15 protein-coding genes and 1 tRNA gene are annotated in these 18,021 nt (G+C 67.6%); 9 read left to right on the forward strand and 7 right to left on the reverse strand.

The features are described from left to right. The 4 genes from U1703_RS02145 to U1703_RS02160 all read left to right on the forward strand — a co-directional run. Nucleotides 1-105: integrase core domain-containing protein (locus U1703_RS02145; protein WP_332784707.1), on the forward strand; the 105-nt coding region annotated here is incomplete at its 5' end. Nucleotides 106-419: 314 nt separating this feature from the next. Next, nucleotides 420-1,148 (forward strand): 4-hydroxy-tetrahydrodipicolinate reductase, encoded by a 729-nt coding sequence (gene dapB, locus U1703_RS02150; protein ID WP_332784411.1) that lies wholly within the window; start codon nt 420-422, stop codon nt 1,146-1,148. A gap of 5 nt (nt 1,149-1,153) precedes the next feature. Further along, nucleotides 1,154-1,810 (forward strand): endonuclease III, encoded by a 657-nt coding sequence (nth, locus tag U1703_RS02155; protein ID WP_332784412.1) that lies wholly within the window; start codon nt 1,154-1,156, stop codon nt 1,808-1,810. 63 nt (nt 1,811-1,873) lie between these two features. Then, a tRNA-Arg gene (locus U1703_RS02160) sits at nt 1,874-1,950 on the forward strand. Nucleotides 1,951-2,140: 190 nt separating this feature from the next. On the opposite strand, the gene U1703_RS02165 is transcribed toward U1703_RS02160, so the two are convergent. The 5 genes from U1703_RS02165 to U1703_RS02185 form a co-directional block, all read right to left on the reverse strand. Then, entirely contained in the window at nt 2,141-2,971 is an 831-nt protein-coding gene (locus U1703_RS02165) for a 23S rRNA (adenine(2030)-N(6))-methyltransferase RlmJ (protein ID WP_332784413.1), read from the reverse strand. Nucleotides 2,972-3,143: 172 nt separating this feature from the next. After that, on the reverse strand, nt 3,144-3,713 hold the full coding sequence (locus tag U1703_RS02170; RefSeq protein ID WP_320451741.1) for a pseudouridine synthase: 570 nt from the start codon (nt 3,711-3,713) through the stop codon (nt 3,144-3,146). A 43-nt stretch (nt 3,714-3,756) separates the two neighbouring features. Continuing rightward, complete coding sequence (locus tag U1703_RS02175) at nt 3,757-5,019, reverse strand: DUF3526 domain-containing protein (protein WP_332784414.1); 1,263 nt, start codon at nt 5,017-5,019, stop codon at nt 3,757-3,759. Then, entirely contained in the window at nt 5,019-6,455 is a 1,437-nt protein-coding gene (locus U1703_RS02180; protein ID WP_332784415.1) for an ABC transporter permease, read from the reverse strand. Before U1703_RS02180 ends, U1703_RS02175 begins: the two co-directional genes overlap by 1 nt. Continuing rightward, a complete protein-coding gene (locus tag U1703_RS02185) occupies nt 6,452-7,198 on the reverse strand; it encodes an ABC transporter ATP-binding protein (RefSeq protein ID WP_332784416.1) in 747 nt (248 codons plus the stop codon). The genes U1703_RS02180 and U1703_RS02185 overlap by 4 nt, the downstream gene beginning before the upstream one ends. Before the next feature lie 126 nt (nt 7,199-7,324). Here U1703_RS02185 and U1703_RS02190 point away from each other — a divergent pair, with 126 nt between their 5' ends. Both U1703_RS02190 and U1703_RS02195 read left to right on the forward strand, forming a co-directional pair. Continuing rightward, nucleotides 7,325-9,433 carry a TonB-dependent siderophore receptor gene (locus tag U1703_RS02190; protein WP_332784417.1) on the forward strand — a complete coding sequence of 703 codons (2,109 nt, stop codon included), beginning with the start codon at nt 7,325-7,327 and terminating at the stop codon, nt 9,431-9,433. After that, on the forward strand, nt 9,430-11,346 hold the full coding sequence (locus U1703_RS02195; protein ID WP_332784418.1) for a TonB-dependent receptor: 1,917 nt from the start codon (nt 9,430-9,432) through the stop codon (nt 11,344-11,346). Before U1703_RS02190 ends, U1703_RS02195 begins: the two co-directional genes overlap by 4 nt. A 33-nt stretch (nt 11,347-11,379) precedes the next feature. Here the strand turns inward: U1703_RS02195 and U1703_RS02200 are convergent, their stop codons facing one another. Next, on the reverse strand, nt 11,380-11,847 hold the full coding sequence (locus U1703_RS02200; protein WP_332784419.1) for an Lrp/AsnC family transcriptional regulator: 468 nt from the start codon (nt 11,845-11,847) through the stop codon (nt 11,380-11,382). A gap of 59 nt (nt 11,848-11,906) precedes the next feature. After that, complete coding sequence (locus tag U1703_RS02205) at nt 11,907-13,127, reverse strand: methionine gamma-lyase (protein WP_332784420.1); 1,221 nt, start codon at nt 13,125-13,127, stop codon at nt 11,907-11,909. Nucleotides 13,128-13,468: 341 nt separating this feature from the next. Here U1703_RS02205 and ptsP point away from each other — a divergent pair, with 341 nt between their 5' ends. The 3 genes from ptsP (at nt 13,469) to U1703_RS02220 (ending at nt 17,822) form a co-directional block, all read left to right on the forward strand. After that, the gene (gene ptsP / locus U1703_RS02210; protein ID WP_332784421.1) at nt 13,469-15,742 is read left to right on the forward strand and encodes a phosphoenolpyruvate--protein phosphotransferase; all 2,274 of its coding nucleotides are present in this window, start codon (nt 13,469-13,471) and stop codon (nt 15,740-15,742) included. Nucleotides 15,743-15,833: 91 nt separating this feature from the next. Next, entirely contained in the window at nt 15,834-16,781 is a 948-nt protein-coding gene (locus U1703_RS02215) for a helix-turn-helix domain-containing protein (protein ID WP_320451750.1), read from the forward strand. Nucleotides 16,782-16,874: 93 nt separating this feature from the next. Continuing rightward, nucleotides 16,875-17,822, forward strand: a complete 948-nt coding sequence (locus U1703_RS02220) for a tetratricopeptide repeat protein (RefSeq protein ID WP_332784422.1) — start codon at nt 16,875-16,877, stop codon at nt 17,820-17,822. Nucleotides 17,823-18,021 lie beyond the last annotated feature (199 nt).

Here is an 18,021-nt window from a genome sequence, read left to right on the forward strand (position 1 = left end):
GCCTGGCTGACCCACTACAACGAGGTCCACCCGCACAAGGCGCTGGGCTATCGCTCGCCCCGCGAGTACATCACGCAAACCCGCGAGGCCCCGTCAGGCATTTAGGGGGCAACAACACAGCGGCCTAAACAAAAGTCGTTATTTCTCAATGGCTTAGGAGGGTGGCGGCAAAATCCTCTTCTGGGCACCAGCGGTAGGTCGACAACGGCGGAAATTAGCCTGCCAGTCTGTCGGAGGCGGCTTTGGCTGCAATATGTGAGCCGACAAAGGGTATGCGTGTCGAAACGTCGTCACGTCCCACATCCAGCATTTGCATGATTTGCTCACCTGCCACGGCCGAGCCGGTTTTCCCCGAGCCATAACCTGTGTAATGGGGCGTCCATGAACACCCGCCCCCTCCCGTCGCCCAAGGCTCCCGCATGACCGCCATCGGCATCTACGGCAGCGCCGGGCGCATGGGGCGTGCCATCACGGACCTGATCGAGGGTGAGGGCGCAACGCTGGCGGGTGGGTGCGATTCGCGGGACGATCCCGATGCACTGGCCAAGGCGGTCGATGTGCTGGTCGACTTCTCGATCGCGGGGGCGCTGGACGTGCATCTGGCCGCCGCCCGCGCGGCGCGCACGCCGATCGTGATCGGCACCACCGGCCTGTCGCCTGCGCAACACGCCGCGATCGACGCCGCCGCGACGGAGATCGCGGTGCTCCAGACCGGCAATACCTCGCTCGGCATCACGCTGCTCGCCAATCTGGTGCGCGAGGCGGCGGCGCGGCTGGGCAGCGACTGGGACATCGAGATCACCGAGATGCATCACCGGCACAAGCTCGACGCGCCTTCCGGCACCGCGCTGCTGCTGGGGGAGGCGGCGGCGGCGGGACGGGGGCATCCGCTGTCCGAGTTGCGCGTCGATGGTCGCGCCGGGCTGGTCGGTGCGCGGACCGAGGGGACGATCGGTCTGGCGGCTTTGCGTGGCGGCTCGGTGATCGGCGATCATGAGGTGATCTTCGCGGGCGAGGGCGAGCGGGTGACGCTGGGCCATTTCGCGCAGGACCGCAGCATCTTCGCGCGCGGCGCGGTACGTGCGGCGCTGTGGCTCGCGGGGCAGGCGCCGGGGCGCTATCGCATGGGCGACGTGCTGGGCCTGTAAGAACCATGAAGAAGGCGGACGTCGTCGAATTCTACCACCGGCTGGCGGAGGCGAACCCGCATCCCGAGACCGAGCTGGAATTCCGTAATCCCTATACGCTGGTCGTCGCGGTCGCGCTGTCGGCGCAGGCGACGGATGTCGGCGTGAACAAGGCCACGCGCGCGCTGTTTGCCGAGGTCGACACGCCCCAGAAGATGCTGGAACTCGGCGAAGAGGGGCTCAAAGCCCATATCAGGACGATCGGCCTGTTCAACACCAAGGCCAAGAACGTCATCGCCCTGTCGCAGATGCTGGTCGACGATTATGGCGGCGAGGTGCCGCAGGAGCGTGCCGATCTGGAGCGGCTGCCCGGGGTGGGGCGCAAGACCGCCAATGTCGTCCTGAACGTCGCCTTCGGGCACGAGACCTTCGCAGTCGATACGCACATCTTCCGCGTGTGCAACCGCACCGGCCTGGCCAAGGGCAAGACGGTGCTGGCGGTCGAGCTGAAGCTGGACAAGGCGACCCCGGCACCGTTCCGGGTGCATGCCCATCACTGGCTGATCCTGCACGGCCGCTATGTCTGCAAGGCCAGGCGGCCCGAATGCTGGCGCTGCCCGGTCGTGGACCTGTGCGCCTATCGCCCCAAGACGCCCGCCCCGGCGGTCAAGGCGGCAGCGTAAAAATGCTGGCCGGATAAAAAGGACTGGCGTGGAAGAACGCGCGATGCTAGTCGGCCAGCCCACGCACCCGTAGCTCAGCTGGATAGAGCGCTGCCCTCCGAAGGCAGAGGCCACTGGTTCGAATCCAGTCGGGTGCACCATTTCCTTCCAGCTTTAAGTATCGCGCCATCCTGGCGTGGTGATCCGTGATGGGAGATCGCCGATTTGCTCGGCATCGGCCCGTCGATCGGCTTCAAGCGGCACGGTCGGGTTGGTGCTTCGGTTTGGCCCAGTCAAATATCCAGGACGGCATGTCCGCCCCGGAGCCTGAGTCCGGAATCGGGTTAACCTTCAATCGACGAGCCAATCCGCGGTGATCTCGCCGCGATGCCCTTCCGGCGCCAGGGTGGCGCGGAGGGCTTCCAGCAGGGGCGGCAATCCTTGCGTGAAGGCATAGGGTGGATTGACGATGAACAGGCCTGCGCCGTTGTAGATGGCGGGCTGATCTGCGTCATAGAGCCAATGCTCGACCGCCAGGAATTTCGGGATGCCGAGCCTGCGCAGATCATTCTTCCACCGCTGATGCGTCGCGCGGTCCTTCAGCGGATACCAGATGACGGTCACGCCATGCGCCCATTTGCGGTGCGCCGCGGCGAGGGTCGTCGTGATGCGGGCGCGTTCGTCGGTCTGCTCATAGGGGGGATCGACCACCAGCACGCCGCGCGGCGTGCGGGTGGGGAGCATCGCCAGCCAGAGTTCATAGGCATCACGCTCATGCACGGCGGCCGGCGTGCCGCGCATCGCGCCGCGTAGCGCATAGGCGTCCTCGGGATGCTTTTCGTTGACGATCAGCAGGTCCTGCTGGCGTAGGAGTTGCGCCAGGAACCGTGGCGATCCGGGGTAGAGGCGTGGCTCCGCCCCGACATTCACCGCCCGGATGGCGGCGCGATAGTCATCCAGCAAGGGATCCGCGTCGGCAAAGGCCCGCATCACCCCTTGCGCGGCTTCCCCAGTGCGCTGGGCCTGCTCGCCGCCAAGGTCATAGATTCCGCAGCCGGCATGGGTGTCGATCAGCGTCAACGCGCCCTGTTTCTGCTGCAAGGCGCGGACGAGCGCGATCAGCAGGCTGTGCTTGACGACATCGGCGCTGTTGCCGGCATGGAAGGAGTGGCGATAATTCATGGGAATTCCGAACTCTGCGGTTTGGCTTTTCTGCGGGCTATCGGGCGAGGAAGCCGCAAAGCCCCTCTGAGCGCCGCCTCACATCAGTTTGCGTGGTTGGCGGCAACCGGCCGGGAGTGAACTGATGATGCGCCGTCCCGCCAGCCTTTCCCCAACTCCCGACGAAACGGCGTCATCGGTTGCTGCCCTTGGCCAGGTGGGAAACCTCCTCGAACTGGCCCGGCGCGATCCCGGCGACGGACCAGTCGCCGATCGACCAGCGGACCAGGCGCAGCGTGGGCAGCCCGACCGCTGCGGTCATGCGCCGCACTTGCCGGTTGCGCCCTTCGCGGATGGTGATTTTCAGCCAGTTGTCGGGGATGGACTGACGCTGGCGGATAGGCGGATCGCGCAGCCACAGGTCCGGTGCGTCGATACGAGCGATATCGGCGGGCAGGGTCATGCCGTCCTTGAGTTCGACGCCCCGCCGCAAACGGTCCAGTTCCGGCTCCTGCGGATCGCCTTCGACCTGTACGAGATAGGTCTTGGGCATCTTGAAGCGGGGATCGGCAATGCGTGCCTGTAGTCGCCCGTCATCGCACAGCAGCAGCAGGCCCTCGCTGTCGCGATCGAGCCGCCCGGCGGGATAGACGCCCTTCACCGTAATGAAGTCCGACAAGGTCGAGCGAACCGTCGGCGATCCGCGATCGGTGAATTGCGACAGGACCCCGAAGGGTTTGTTGAACAGCAGCAGCCGGGCCATCCCGCCCCCATAGCGTTCGGTTGCGGCTATGTCTTGCGACGCATCACCGCTCGCCGCCCCCGGCCCCAAAACGGGGAGCCTTGGCGAAATCCGCGCGCGCGAACGGGCGGTCGCGGAAGATATAGGCATAGTAGAAATCGCGCAGCCGGTGATGGAAGGCGCGAATACGGTCCTGATAGGCGAGTTGTGCCGCCAGATCGGTATCGGCCAGCCGCGTCAGCAGTGCCTGCACGCCGACCGAGGGCAGGAGCCAACCCAGCGCATCGGCGGTCGCGGCGCGGCGCTCCAGGCCGTGGCGATAGGCCCTAACCCGACCGGCCACGCTTTCGTCGCCATTCTGATGGAAGGCGAAATACCATTTATAGTGGAAGGCCTCGGGCAAGGGCGGCGAGTTCGCCCATTCGGGGTGGCTGGCATAAAAGCGGCGCATCGTATCTTCGCGCGGGATTTCCCAGGCGTGATGGACATTCTCGCGCTGGGCCAGGGCGATCTTGGCGCCTTCGTCGACCGGAATGGCGCGGTTGATGACGACATTGGCGAGCGTCGGGATGACCAGCACGAGCACCAGCCATGATCCCGCCAGCGTCGCGGCATTGGCGGTCGATCCATGGCCCAGCCGTGAGACCAGCCCGGCCAGTCCGATCCAGAACAGCAGATACGCCCCCGTCACCGCCACCACGAGCAGGATCGCCCAGGCGGCCACCCCCGACAGTACCGCGCCGACCACGAACGGCAACGCCAGCGCCGCCAGCAGGAGCGCGAAGCGGAGCAGCCCGCGCCGCAGCCACAGCCGCCGCGCCCCCGGCAACGCGCCCAGCATCCGCGCGCGTCCCGCCTCCCGCTCGCCCGACTTCAGGTCGTGGAACAGGGCGATGACGAACAGCGGCGCAAGGAACACCAGCACGAAGGCGAAATCGAACCGCCCCGGCAGCGCGAGTTCGGGATTGAAGGTGTCGCCGTCATAGATCTGCGCCTCCAGCCCCAGTGCGCGGACGCGCAGGATATAGGGCGCGACGTCGCGCATCCCGATCGCCGCGAAGGCCAGCGGCGCGGGCGTGTCCCAGGTGGGGTGGAAGGTGTAATAGGCGGCGCTTCCGGCGTCTTTTTCACGATCGACGAAGGTGGCGATCGCCCCGACATCCTCGGCCTGCGCGGCGGCGACCGCGTCGATCGCGGCCCGCTGTCGCGCGATTTCGGCCATGCCGGCAGCGACGGCGGCTATGCTGAGCACGCCCAGCAGGACCAGCGCGATGCTCGCCATGCGCGACCGCAGCAACAGCCGCAGCTCATGCTTCCAGATCGCCATCACTTCGCTCCCAGTCGGCGGGTGGCAAGGGCCAGCGCGCCCATGGCCAGCACCAGCCAGCCCGACACGATCGCCAATCCCGGAAGGCTGGCGCGGACCAGCGTCGCGGCATCGGGCTGGACGAAGGCGAATTCGGGCATCCGCCGCCAATTGTCCGCGCCGATTCGCTTGCGCCGGTCGGCACCGGCATCCTTGGCGGTATCGTCGGCATAGCTGACCGCCTCGGCCTGCAAGCGGTTCAGCCGCTGGACGAGGGCATAGCGATAGGCCTCCGCCTGTTCGAGGAAGCGCCGGTGCCCGGCAAAGTCGGTGCCCGCCGCCGCCATCGACGCCTGGCGCAGGGCGATGGTCGGGCTGAGCAGGCCGGCACCGGTGACCAGCGCGTTCTGTCGCGCCTGGGTGGCGAAGCTGTCGGCGGCATAACGGTCGAACAACCGGCTGGTCATCGCCTCGCCGTCGAGCGCCAGCAGGCCCTTATAGTTGACCGGCAGATCCTCGATGCGGGTGACGCCATAGCGTTTCAGCACGTCCGCCTTGAACTTCGCGAAATGCGGGTCGTCGGGATTGTGGGTGTCGCCCATCTGGCGCAGGTCCCGGGCGATGGCGACATCGGTCTGCAGGCGGTTGGCGAGCGGATAGGCCGCGCTCGCCATATCGGGCGCGACGCGCGGCAGCAGCACGACGGTCACCGCCCACACCGCCAGCAGTGCCAGCAACGCATCGCGCCGCCGGCGGACCAGCATCGAGACCAGGATGATCACCACGACCCACAACGCCAGATAGGCGGCATAGGCCAGCGCGATCGCCGCCATCGGCCCGGCGAACGCCCCCGGCTGACCGGATATCAGGACGAAGCCGACCATCGCGGGCAGCCCGACGAGCAACGCCACGACGCCCAGCGCGGCGAGCTTGCCCAGCACGATCGCGCGCGCCGATGCCCCCTGCAACATCAGCGGTCGCAGTGTTCCCCCCTCGGTCTCGCGCGCGACGGCGCCGTATCCCAGGAAGATCAGCAGCAGCGGGGCCACCGCCTGAAGGACGAAGGCCGGGGTCAACTGGCCGAAGCGGACCAGTGCCGAGCTTTGCCGCACATCGCCGAAATTGCTGGTGTTCTGGCGATGCCCTTCGAGGAACATGGTGTTGCCGGTAAAGGCGTCGACCCCCGGATCGAACGCGGCCAGCGGCCCCAGCGGGCGGAAGATGAAATGGCCATAGTGGACGACGCGGTGCGGGTGGCGGTCTGGCTGCGCCTCGAACGCGTGGTTCGCCTCCGCCTGGTTGCGCGCGCGATTGTCGGCAATGCCCTGTTGATGTGTCCAGGACGTGATGACCGCGACCAGCGTCAGGACCAGCAGCAGCAGGATCGCGGTCACCGCGACGCGGTTGCGCCGCATCAGCCGCAATTCGTCGCGGGCGATCAGCGAGACGGCGCTCATGCCCCGGCCGCCCCCGCGAACCGGTCGTGCAGCGCCCGCACGTCGAACCGGTCCTTGCCCTCCGCCGCGACCTCCGCGACGATCCGTCCGCCCTCGAGGAAGCCGATGCGATCGGCGACATCGGCGGCGCTGAGCAGGTCGTGCGTCACCATCAGCACGGCGGTGCCACGCGCGCGGACCGCATGGAGCAGCGCGTTGAAGTCGGCGGTCGCACGCGGATCGAGGCCCGAGGTCGGCTCGTCGAGCAGCAGCACCGGCACCTCGCGCAACAGCGCCACCGCGATCGCGACCTTTTGGCGCATCCCCTTGGAAAAGCCGCCCAGCCGCTGGTCGAAGGCCCGCTCCTGCAGCCCCGCCGCCGCCAGGGCATCGGTGATCGCCGTCCGCTCGCGCGGGGTGCCCGACAATGCGAGCAGGTAATCGGCATTCTCGACCGCGCTCAGATGTTCGTAGAGCGCGACATTTTCCGGCAGATAGGCAATGCGCCGCCGCGCCGCATCAGGATCGGCCGCCGGGTCGATCCCGCCCACCCGCACGCGGCCGCCATCGACCCGGACGAAACCGAGCAGCGCCGACAAGGTGGTCGACTTGCCCGCGCCGTTGCCGCCGAGCAGCGCATAGATCTCACCCGCCGCCATCGACAGCGTCAGGCCGTCGAGCACGCGGTGTGCACCATAATGCAGGATCGCATCCTCCATGGAGATTTCGGGCGCGGCGGCGGGCATCGGGGATATCGTCGACATGCCGGGCTTCCTGCCCTCCGAGAGGCATGATCGTCAACAGTGATGATGTATCATAGCATTGACAGCGGCTACGCAATCGGTTTTGACCGCAAGGTAACAATATATCATTTGTTCGGGGGAACATTCATGACGATCTGCCTGCGCCGGTTCGGACCGGTCCTGATGCTCGTGCCGATGCTGATGGCAGCAAGCGCGTCGGCGAACGAGAAGGCGACCGATCCGGCACCGGCAACCGACGCGCAGTCGGATGAAATTCTGATCACCGGGTCACGCCAGGCCAATGCCAGCATCAACGGTCTTGCCATCGATCCGCATCTCCTGCCGCAGAATGTCCGGCTGCTCGATGATACGCTGATCGCGCAGACCGGCTTTACCGACCTGTCGCAGCTCTTCGATCTGGCGGGCGGCATGTCGCGGCAGAACAGTTTCGGCGGCGCCTGGGATGCCTATGCGATCCGGGGATTTTCCGGCGATATCAATCAGGGGCCGGACCTGCTGGTCAATCGCTTCAGCGCCAATCGCGGCTTCAATGCGCGCCGCGACGTGGCGACGGTCGAAAGCTTCCAGGTGCTGAAGGGCCCGGCCTCGGCGCTATCGGGCAAGGGCGAACCGGGCGGATCGATCAACATCGTGACCAAGGCCCCGCGCGACGTTTTTCATGCGGGCGGCGAGTTTGGCTATGCCAGCTTCGACACGTGGCGCGGCATGTTCGACGTGGGCGGTCCGGCGGCGGCCGGGCTGTCAGCACGGGTGATCGGCGTCTATCAGGACGGGGGCAGCTTCCGCGACTTCGTCCATAACGACCGGCTGCTGTTCGCGCCGTCGGTCGGCTGGCGGTTGAACGACCGGGTCCGGCTGCTCTACCAGCTCGAGTATAACCTGGTGCATTTCACCCATGATCGCGGGTTGGTAGCGGTGAACGGCGATGGGCGCGCCCTGCCGCGCAGCCGGTTCCTGGGCGAGCCCGATGACGGGCAGATGACCCAGCGCACGTCGCAGCATCAGGCGACCGCCTATATCGATCTCGGCCCCGGCGTCGCGCTGGAGGGCGGCGTCCAGTATCGCGACGGCGCGCTGCTGGGGCAGTCGACGCACAATAGCAGACTGGTCGGCACGCAGCTGTGGCGGCAGTTGCGCATCCACGATTATCGCTGGCAGGATCTGTCGGGGCGCATCGAACTGAGCGCCAATCGCACGCTGCTCGGCATCGGTCATCAGATGCGGGTCGGCGCCGACGCGTTCGGCTATGACCAGCGGCGCATCTTCTACCGGTTCAGCCCGACGGCGGCGCAGCCCTATGCCATTGACATCTTCAAGCCGGTCTATGGCCAGCCCAAGCCGGTCGCCCCGGTCAACCAGGATCTGCTCGAAAAGCTGAGCGGGCACAGCGTCTATGCGCAGGACCTGCTGACGCTCGACGATCGCTTCTCGCTGCTCCTCGGCATCCGCCATGACTGGGTTCGGCAGGACAATTTGAACTTCCGCAACGGCCGTACCGACCGCCAGCGCCCCCAGGCGACCTCCCCGCGCGCCGCCTTTACCTTCGCGCCCAGCGAGCATCTCTCGACCTATATCAGCTGGGGCCGGTCGTTCCGGTTCAACCAGGGTGTCGACGCCGTCGCCAACCCGTTCGCGCCGGAGCGCGGCGAGGCGTGGGAAGGCGGGGTCAAGATCGCGGCGCTGGACAAGAGGCTGACCGGCACCGTCTCGCTGTTCCGGATCACCAAGCACAACGTCCTGGTGAACGATCCGGCCAATTCCGGTTTTTCCATCGCCACCGGCGCGGCGCGCAGCCGGGGCGTGGAGGCCGACGTCAACTACCGCGCCGGAAACCGGCTGACCCTGACCGGCGTCTATGCCTATACCAACGCGCGGGTGACGCGCGACACGCGGCCGGGCCTGACCGGCAGCAGCCTGTCGAACATCCCGCGTCACAGCGGGGCCGCCTATGCCTTCTGGCAGTCGCGGGGCAGCGAACCGGGATCGGTCGGTATCGGGACGGGCGTGACCTATGTCGGCGAGCGGCCGGGCGATGACGTCGCCAGCGGTTTTCGCCTGCCGGGCTATACCACCGCGCGTCTCAACCTGTCCTATCAGGTGCGCCAAGGTGTATCGGCGCACCTGGACGGCGAGAATCTGTTCGACGCCTATTATCTCGAAAGCAGCTATTCGAACATATGGATCACGCCCGGCGCACCGCGCACGATCCGCGCCCGGATCGCCCTCGCGCTGTGAGACGCCTGGCCTGGGGGCTGGTGCTGGTCGCCGGTGGCTGGCACGCGCCCGCCGCCGCGCAGCGCACCGCCGAAAATACGGTGCGCGAGGCCGAGGATGGCTTCGGCAAGAGCGTGGGCAGCGAATCGATCGGCATCTATGCCAGTGGCGAAGTACGCGGGTTCAGCGCGACCGAGGCGGGCAACAACCGGATCGAGGGTGTCTATTGGGATCGCGCGGCAATCCTGAGCAGCGTCATCACGCGCGGATCGACGACCCGCGTCGGCCTCAGCGCCTTTGGCTATCCGCTGCCCGCGCCGACCGGGATCATCGACTATGACCTGCGTCGCGCCGGAACCAGGCCGGTCGTCAGCGTGCAGGTGAACAGCGGGGACTATCTGGGCACCGACCTGATCGTCGATGCCGCGATCCCGATCGGCGACCGCGTCGGCGTGAACCTCGATTTCGGCCTATATGATGATGAATATGTCAGCGGCGCCGGTGGCTGGTACGTCAGCTATGGCGGGATCGCGCGCGTACGCCCGGTCGACGATGTCGAACTGACCGGCTTCTATGGCGGCTACAGCTTTGGCGACGAGGAACAGGCGCCGACGATCTTCACCGTCGACGGCCGCGTGCCGCAGCGCATCGCGCGCCGCCGCTTCTTCGGACAAGATTGGGCCGACTGGGCGGGGCAGGCCTTCAATTATGGCGGGTTGGCCAAGGCGACGTTCGGTCCGTGGCAGGTCGCGGCCGGTGCCTTTCGCAGCCGTTTCGCGCGCGACGAATATCACACCGCCTTTTATCGCGGGGTGGATGCGAGCGGGGTCGGCCGTTCCTTCGTGCTGGCGGGGGAGGACCAGACGACCGCCTCGACCTCGGGCGAGTTGCGGGTCAGTCGCCTGATCGAGGAGGGCGCGCGTCGTCACCGGCTGCTCGCCTCGGTCCGGGCCCGCAATGTGGCGGCGCGCTATGGCGGGCTGGCCACCGTCGATTTCGGGCTGGCGACGATCGGCGTTCCCGTGGACGAGCCCCGGCCCTCGCTGGTGCCCGGCGAGCGCACGCGCGACGATGTACGTCAGACGAGCTATGCGATCGGATACGAAATCCGCTGGGCCCGGCGGCTCGAAGTCAATCTCGGGCTGACGCGGACCGATTATCGCAAGCTGGTCGCGGTGCCGGGCGCGCCGGTCGTCATCGAGCGCGACCGGCCCTGGCTGTGGAACGCCGCGCTCGCGCTGCTGCCGACCGATCGCCTGACGGTGTATGCCGCGACGACGCGGGGGCTGGAGGAAAGCGGCATCGCACCGGGCAATGCGGGCAACCCCGGCGCGGCGCTCCCCGCGCTGCGCACCCGGCAATATGAAGCGGGTGTCCGCTACGCCTTTTCCGGCGGCTGGCGCGCGACGGCGGCGGTGTTCGACATCGCCAAGCCCTATTTCGATCTCGACCGGCGTGACGGCCTGTTTCGCCAGCTGGGCACGGTCACGCATCGCGGGGCCGAGGCATCGCTGTCGGGCAGTCCGCTGGAAGGGCTGAGCCTGGTCGCCGGGACGGTATGGCTGCACCCCCGCGTAACGGGCCAGGCGGTCGACGACGGGCGGATCGGCGCGCGCCCGATCGGCCGCACGCCCCTGTTCGTCGATGCCAGCGCCGATTATCGCATCCCTGGGCTCGCCGGCTTTTCAATCGATGGTCATGCGACGTTCGAGGCGCGCCGGACCGCCAATGCCGCGAACACCGCGACGCTTCCGGCACGCGCGATCCTCGACCTGGGCACCCGTTATCGCAGCCGCATCGGCCGCGTGCCGACGTTGTTCCGGGTCCAGGTGCGCAACGTGGCGGATGTCTTTGGCTGGCGGGTATCGGGCGGCGGCGGATACACCCTGCTGCCGGGCCGACGCGTCACGGCCAGCGTCACCGCGGATATATGATTCGGTCGACCCTATACCTGCCGGAGCGCCCGGTCAGCCGCCGCGCCGGACGCCAGGGAAGACCGTGGAGCGTTTGACGATCCCATAGGCGAAGCTGGTGTCGATCGCGGCGATCCCGGCGATCGGGTGGAGTTTCGAGCGCACGAAATCCTCATAGTCCTTCAGCGAGGCGACCAGCACGCGCAGCAGATAGTCATCGCTGCCCGTCATGACATAGCAATCGAGCACCGCATCCATGCCGCCGATCGCCGCCTCGAACGCGGCGACGGTGGCGTCGTCATGCTTTTGCAGGCGGATGCGGACCAGCGCGGTGACGGGCAGGCCGTACGCCTCCTCGTCGATCACGGCGGTATAGCCGCGAATGACGCCCGCATTCTCCAGCATCCGCAACCGCCGCAGGCAGGGGGAGGGCGGCAGGTTGACCTGTTCCGACAGTTCCTGGTTGGTCAGGCGGCCATTGGCCTGCAACGCCGCGATGATCTGCCGATCCTTGTCGTCCAACGCCTGCCCTTTCCGTGATCGAGGATATGCCGCCTAACGTAAGACGGCGGCGTCTCCAATCAGGCGGCCCGCGCGGGCGTGGCGTCGTGCACCGGCATGGCCAGCGCCTGGTCCAGGTCGGCGATGATGTCGGCAACATCCTCGATCCCGACCGACAGGCGGATCAGCCCCTCGGGAATGCCGTGCGCGGCACGTTCCTCGGGCGTGTAGGTCGAATGGGTCATCGAGGCAGGGTGCTGGATCAGCGACTCGGTATCGCCCAGCGACACCGCGCGGCGGATCAGCGCCAGGCGGTTCATCATGCTGCGCCCCGCCGCCAGCCCCGCGACCAGCTCGAAGGCGATCATCGCGCCGAAGCCGGGCATTTGCCGCCTGGCTAGATCATGCTGGGGAAAGCTTTCCAGCCCTGGATAATGGACCTTCGCCACGCCCGGATGGGCATCGAGATAGCGGGCGACGGCGGCGGCATTGGCGCAATGCTCGGTCATGCGCAGCTTCAGCGTCTTGATCCCGCGCAGCAGCAGCATGGCGTTGAACGGCGACATGACCGCGCCGGTCAGGTCCTTCAATCCCTGCATCCGCACCTGCGCCATGTCCTCGGCCCGGCCGACCGCGATGCCGCCGACCAGGTCGCCATGCCCACCCAGATACTTGGTGGCCGAATGGACGACGATATCCGCGCCCAGCTCGATCGGCCGGGTCAGGATCGGGGTGGCATAGGTGTTGTCGACCACCAGCCGGACCCCGGCGGGCTTGGCGATGTGCGCGATGGCGGCGATGTCGACCAGGCGCATGTTCGGGTTGGCGGGCGTTTCGAAATAGATGATGCGCGTCGCCGGGGTGATCGCATCCGCGACGGCTTCGGTGTCGGTCATGTCGACATGGGTCACCGTGATCCCGAACCGCGCCAGGCCATCGCGCAGGAAGGCGAAGGTGCAGCCGTACAGCGTCTTGTCGGTCAGTACCGTGTCGCCGGGTGACAGGAAGGTCCACATGACCGCGCAGATCGCCCCCATGCCCGACGCCAGCGCCAGACCCGCCTCGGCATTTTCCAGACTGGCGCAACGCCGCTCGAGCAGGTCGAGGGTCGGGTTGGAGATGCGCGAATAGACATGGCCCGGCGCAGTTCCGGCAAACATGTCCGCGCCCGCCTCGACCGAATCGAACACGAAGGTGGAGGTCAGGTACATGGGCGGGGACAGCGCACCGTCATGGGCGGACGGGTCATATCCATGGTGAATGGCGCGCGTCGCCATCCGGGTGTTGCTCAGGTCCGCCATGCTTCCTCGCCTTTGTCGCTATGCCGCCAAGCATAGCGAGGTTGCGACGGCATTTCCGATCAAAGTCGGTGCGTAAGGGGTGCCGGTAAAGCAGATTCTGCCAATCTAGAGCAGACTAATGCAGGAACCTGCCAACAATGACCCGATGTCAATGACTGGCAACTCGGGGCCATTGGCCATGAGTGCTGAACTCTCGGGATGCAGGCCAGGTGCCACGGCGCGAGGCTGGCGGATATCCCGGCGGATCACCCGGTCCGCGAAACATGACAAAGGATGAAAAGGCACGGCTGTGCGATATTAGAGCATGACACCGCCGCACTCCGTCTGTTAGCCCTGTTGCCATGCCCGTTTCGGCCGCCGCCTCCGCCCGCGAGATCCTCGTTCGTCTGCACGACGTGATGGCGTCGCGCACCCCCGCCCAAGCCAAGCTTAACCAGGTGGTCCAGATCATCGGCGAGGCGATCGGCAGCGAGGTCTGCTCGATCTATCTGCTGCGCGAGGGCGTGCTGGAGCTGTTCGCGACGCGCGGCCTGGCCGAGGAGGCGGTGCACGTCACCAAGCTGGCGATGGGCGAAGGCCTTGTCGGCACCATCGCCGAGGATGTCGAGGTGCTGAACCTCGACGAAGCCGCCAGCCATCCCGACTTCGCCTACAAGCCCGAAACCGGCGAGGACCGCTTCCACAGCTTTGCGGGCGTGCCGATCATCCGGCGCGAGCGGGCGGTGGGCGTGCTGGCGGTCCAGCATAGCGAGCCGCGCAAATATGCCGATGTCGAGATCGAGGCGCTGCAGACCGTCGCCATGGTCCTGTCCGAGCTGATCGCCAATGCCGGGCTGATCGACGCGGCGGGCGCGGCGGGGGCCCGGCCGCAGATGACCGCGACGATCCGCCTGTCGGGCCAGAAGCTGGTCGAGGGGATGGGCAGTGGCTTTGCCGTCTATCACCAGCCGCGCATCTTCATCGAGCATACGGTGGCCGAGGATATCGATGCGGAGCGCCGCCGCGTCTATGCCGCGTTCGACAAGATGCGCGAACAGATCGACCGCATGGCGCGCGAGGCCGAGTTCGGCGTGGCGGGCGAGCATGTCGAGGTCATCGAGACCTACAAGATGTTCGCCTATGACGAGGGCTGGGCGCGCCGGATCAACGAGGCGATCGACAGCGGCCTGACCGCGGAGGCCGCGATCGAGCGGGTGCAGCAGCGCACGCGCCAGCGGATGCGCCAGATCGACGATCCGCTGCTCGCCGACCGGATGCACGACCTGGAGGACCTGTCCAACCGGCTGCTGCGCATCGTGTCGGGCCAGATGGGCACGGCAGCGCAGATGGGGCTGCGGCAGGACACGATCCTGCTCGCGCGCAACCTGGGTCCGGCCGAGCTGCTGGAGTATGACCGGCGGCGGCTGAAGGGCGTGATCCTGGAGGAAGGGTCGCTGACCGCGCATGTCATCATCGTCGCGCGCGCCATGGGCGTGCCGGTGCTGGGCCGGGTCAGCGATGTGCGCCGCCAGATCGCGGACGGCGACCAGTTGCTGCTCGACGTGGCGGAGGGCAGCGTTCTGGTCCGTCCGACCGCGGCGATGGAGGAGGCGTTCGAGGCCAAGCTGCAGCTTCGCCAGAAGCGGCGCGCGGCCTTTGCGGCGCTGCGCGACGTGCCGCCGGTGACGAAGGACGGACACCGCGTCACCCTGATGGTCAATGCCGGGCTGCGCGACGATGCCGCCGCGCTCGACACCACGGGTGCGGACGGGATCGGGCTGTTCCGCACCGAGTTCCAGTTCCTGGTTTCCGCCACCCTGCCGCAGCGCGAACGACAGCAGCGGCTGTACCGCGACGTCATGGAGGCGGCGGGCGACCGGCCGGTGGTGTTCCGCACCATCGACATCGGCGGCGACAAGGCTCTGCCCTATCTCAACACCGACCCCGGCGACGAGGAAAACCCGGCCATGGGCTGGCGCGCGCTGCGCCTGGCGCTGGAGCGCGACGGCCTGATGAAGGCGCAGGCGCGCGCGCTGATCGAGGCGGGGGCGGGACGCACCCTGAACATCATGTTCCCGATGGTGTCGGAGGCATGGGAGTTCGACGAGGCCAAGGCGCTGTTCGAGGCGCAGCGCGCCTGGCTGGGTTCGCGCGGGCGTCGCCTGCCGCTCGACGTCCGCTACGGCGCGATGCTCGAGGTGCCGGCGCTCGCCGAACAGCTCGACCTGATCCTGCCGAACGTCGATTTCCTGTCGATCGGCACCAACGACCTGACCCAGTTCCTGTTCGCCGCCGATCGTGCGAACCCGAAGCTGGCCGAACGCTATGACTGGCTGAGCCCGTCGATCCTGCGCTTCCTGCGCCGGGTGGTCGAGCCGGCCCACGCGGCGGGGGTGCCGATCGGCGTGTGCGGCGAGATGGGCGGCCGCCCGCTGGAGGCGATGGCGCTGATCGGCCTCGGCATCGACCGGCTGTCGATCACCCCGGCGGCGGTGGGCCCGGTCAAGGCCATGATCCGCTCGCTAGACCGCGCGGCGATCACCGCCGAGATGACGCGGCTGCTCGCCCATCCGGTGCGGGACATGCGCGGGGCGCTTGGTGCCTGGGCTGCGACGAATGGTGTGGAATTGGCCTGATCCAGGTCAGGGGTGCGCGTTGACTTGATCCCAGCCGTCTGAAAGAACGACCGCGATCATGGGGTGGGCCATGATCGCTTCGGAGTTGAGAATGGACGAGGTCAATCCCGGCCACGATGCCGCACCGGCGGCACCTGCCCGCGCCGGTGACGTCCTGCGCATGGCGCGCGAGGCGCAAGGGCTGTCGCTGGGCGATATCGGAGCGCGCACGCGTATCCCCAGCCGCCATCTCGCGGCGATCGAGGTTTCCGATTATCAGAGCCTGCCCTCGGCCACCTATGCGGTCGGTTTCGCCAAGGCCTATGCCCGCGCGGTCGGCGCCGACGAGGTCGCGATCGCGCAGTCGGTCCGTGCCGATGTCGACAAGCTGGGCCGCCGCGTCACCGAATATGTGCCGCAGGACATTGTCGACCCGTCGCGCGTGCCCTCGCGCGGGTTGGCGATCATCGGAATCGGGGTTGCGCTGGCGCTGCTGGTGCTGGCCGGGCTGTGGTACGGCACCGACCTGTTCCGCCGCGACCGCACCGCGCAGGAGGTGCCCGCCGCGACGCCGCTGACCAATGGCGACACGCCCGCTCCCGCCCCGACCGCCAGTCCGACGCCGGTCGCGGCGGGCAAGGTCGTGCTGACCGCCAATGGCGAGGTCTGGCTGCGTGTCTATGACGCCGACAACGTCACGCTGAAGATGGGCACGCTGAAGCCCGGCGAAAGCTATGAGGTCCCGGCCACCGCCAAGGGGCCGCTGCTGAATGTCGGTCGCCCGGACAAGCTGACCGTGACGGTCGGTGGCCAGGCGATCCCGCCGCTGGGCGACGGTTCGCGCGCCATCAAGGACGTGCCGCTCGACCCCGCCGCGATCGCGGCACGAATGTCGGGCGCACCGACCGCCACGTCGGCCGCGCCGCGCACCCCGTTGCGGGAGCGGCCCGTACGGCGCAGCAGCGCGACGAATACTAGCGAGGCGAGCGGCACCACGGCGCCGTCGGCCGCGCCTGCCGCAACGCCGACGCCCGCCACCACCGCCCCCGCCGATCTGTAAGGCGGGGCCGCTTTTAGGGCTGGAGACAGCCGGGGCGGCGCGTTAACCATTGCGCGTCGCTTGAACAACCAGCCCACCGGGGGGTGAGACCGAATGCGTAATCTGTTGCTGGCCGGGGTCGCGGTCGTGATGCTGCTGCCGACCGCCGCCATCGCCCAGTCCAATGTCGAGGGCCGTGTCGGCAAGCTGGAAAGCGAAATGCGCGCGGTCCAGCGCAAGGTGTTCCCGAACGGGGCAGGCGGCTATGTCCAGCCCGAGATCACCGCGCCGCAGGCCCAGGCGCAGACGCTGGGCGTGCCCGCCTCCAGCGCGCTGAGCGACCTGACCTCGCGCGTGACCTCGCTCGAGGAGCAGATGGCGAACCTGACCGGTCAGATCGAGCAGAATGGCTATCGCACCCGTCAGCTCCAGGAGCAGTTCGATGCGTATAGGCGCGGCGTCGAGACGCGGCTAAAGGCGCTGGAGGCAGGCCCCGCACCGATCGCCCCCGCCGGACAGAGCGCCCCGCTCGACACGCCTGCCCAGCCCGTGACCGGCACGACCCGTCCGACCAGAACCCCGGCGGCGCCGTCGGTCGTGACCGGCGATACCGCGACGACGATCCCGGCGGCGGCCGGTGGCGGTGCGGCGGTCGAGAAGCCGTCGACCGGCGATGCGGCGGAGGATGCCTATCTCTACGGCTACCGCCTGTGGCAGGCCAAGCGCTATCCCGAGGCGGAGGCCGCGCTGAAGAAGATGGTCGCGGACTATCCCAAGAGCCGCCGCGCCAGCTTCGCCCAGAACCTGCTGGGCCGCACCTATCTCGACTCGGGCAAGCCCAGCCTGGCCTCGATGGCATTCTACGAGAATTACAAGAAATTCCCGGACGGCGAGCGGGCGCCCGACAGTCTGCTGTATCTCGGCCAGGCGCTGACCAAGCTGAACAAGCCGACCGATGCCTGCAAGGTCTATGACGAACTCAGCGATGTGTACGGCGCCAAGCTGTCCGCCGCGATGAAGGGGCAGATCGCCAGCGGACGCACCGCGGCGAAGTGTCAGTAAAGAACCAGTCGCGGGTATCTCCCGCACTGCTCTACCCTCACCCTTCCGGTGCTGCGCACCTCCCTCCCTCTCCCAATGGGAGAGGGAAGGGGCCCGCCCGCGATAGCGGGTGGGAAGGGTGAGGGGGGTCCGCACGCCACTTGTCGAGCGCAAAACCTCTTGCACTGGTGCGGCGGAAGGGCCAGATCACCCGCATCCC

The organism is Sphingomonas flavida, from assembly GCF_036663655.1.
GTDB lineage: Bacteria > Pseudomonadota > Alphaproteobacteria > Sphingomonadales > Sphingomonadaceae > Sphingomonas.